Annotated in this window: 1 protein-coding gene; it reads left to right on the forward strand. The window is 72.9% G+C overall.

Annotated elements, in window-relative coordinates; genetic code table 11:
- Positions 1-1995 (forward strand): ATP-binding protein (locus U9980_RS10705; protein ID WP_416210220.1); only part of this gene is annotated, 1995 nt, incomplete at its 5' end.
- Positions 1996-2031 lie beyond the last annotated feature (36 nt).

The raw sequence follows: 2031 nt of genomic DNA on the forward strand, positions 1-2031 counted from the left end.
GCGCAGTCAGGCTCGCACGCGATGGCAGACGCCTGGCAGCGCCACCGGTTCTTCGAAGGGCTCGCCCGGGCCGTGCTGTCCACCGGGCGTCGGACCCTGCTCGTGCTCGACGACCTACAGTGGTGTGACCAGGAGACGGTGGCCTGGCTGACCTTCCTGCTCCGCTTCGCCGGCCACGCCCCGCTGCTCGTCGCCGCCACGGTCCGGGCGGATGAACTGGACCGCAACGCGGAGGTCGCCGCGTCACTGCGGGCGTGGAGATCGGCGCGGCTGGTCACCGACCTTTCCCTGGCGCCGTTGGACTCCACCGGCACCGCCGCGTTGACGGCGTCGCTGCTCGGCCGCCCGGTGACCGCGGCGGAGGCGGGGGTCCTGCATGCGGCCACGGGAGGCTATCCGCTGTTCGTGGTGGAGGCCGCGCACGGCTCGCCGGCCCCCGGCGAACCGGTGGCGCTGCCCAACCTGCGGGCCATCCTGCACCGCCGGCTGGAGCAGTCGTCTCCGTCGGCTCGCGAGGTGGCCGCGCTCGCCGCCGCCCTCGGCCGCGACTTCAGCCTGGACCTGCTGTGCGAGGCCAGCGATCTCGACGCGGACGCACTGGTGCAGGCGGTGGACGAGCTGTGGCGGCGCCGGATCGTGACCGAACAGGGCGATGGCTACGACTTCTCCCACGACCTGCTGCGCGACGCCGCGTACGAGCTGGTCAGCCCACCGCGCCGATGGTTGCTGCATCGCCGCCTGGCCCAGGGACTCGAGCTGCTCCACGCGACCGACGTCAACGAGGCGGCCGCGCAGCTCGCCGAGCAGTACGACCGCGGCGGACGACCGGATCGCGCCCTGCACTACTTCGGCCGGGCCGCCGAGGCGGCCACGCGAGTATTCGCGAACGCGGAGGCGAGCCGCCACCACGCCCGGTGCCTGGAGCTGATCGCCCAGATGCCACCCGGGCTCGACCGCGACGGACGCGAACTGGACGTGGCCCAGGCGATGACAGGGCCGCTCAACGCGGTGCACGGCTATGCCTCGCCCGAGGTGCAGTCCACGTTGGAACGCTCGGCCACCCTCGCCGAGCGGCTGGCTCGGCCGCATGCGCTGCTGGCCAGCCTGATCGGGTTGTTCACGGTCCGCTTCGTCCAAGGTCACACCGCGCAGGCCCACGAGCTGGCGGCGCGTGCGCTCGCCCTCGCCGAAGCCGACCCTGACCTCGCCGGACAGGCGCACTTCGCCTACGCCGGATCGGCCACCAGCGTCGGCCGGCACGCCACCGCGATCACCCACTTCGACCGCGCCTACAACCTGTCACCAGGCGCCGTCTCGCTGATCGTGGGGACCCGCACCGATGTCCACGCCATGGCCTGGGCCGCTCATGCGCACTGGCTGCTCGGCGACGACGCCCGAGCCGTCTCCCGCTGCGACGAGGCGGTCGAGCGAGGCCGGGCGGCCGACCACCCCTACAGTCTCGCGGTGGCCCTGGCCTACGCGGCGATGACGCATCAGCTCCGGGGAGACCGTGCTTCACTGGCCAGGGCGGCGAAGGAGCTGGACGAGCTCTGCCGACGTTACGAGTTCGCCTACTACCGCGAGTGGGCCGCCATCCTCACCGGCTGGGCGACCGGCGGCGAGGATGGTGTCGCCGCAATCCAGGAGGCGGTCAGCCGGCTGCGCACGCAGGGAGCGCACACCCGGATGTCGTACTGGCTGTCGCTGCTCGCGGAGGTACAGATCGGCTGCGGACGCGCCGATGCCGCACGCGGCATCCTGGACGCGGCGCGGCTCGCGGCGCAGCAGCACGACGACCGTTGGTGGCTGCCAGAGGTCCTGCGCATGCGCGCCAGCCTGGAACCGGACCAGATCGCCATGCCGATGCTGCGCCGGGCGACCGACCTCGCCGCCGACCAGCTCAGCCAGCCGTTGCAGGCGCGGTGCGACGCCGACCTCGCCGCCCGGGGTGTTCGCAATCCGGACAGCGGCGTTCGCGCCCCCGGTGGTCGGTAGTCGGGGCGAACGCTGAGCGAACGCCCCCCTGTCTAG

This window comes from Protofrankia sp. Cr1 (genome assembly GCF_963555865.1).
Lineage (GTDB): Bacteria > Actinomycetota > Actinomycetes > Frankiales > Frankiaceae > Protofrankia.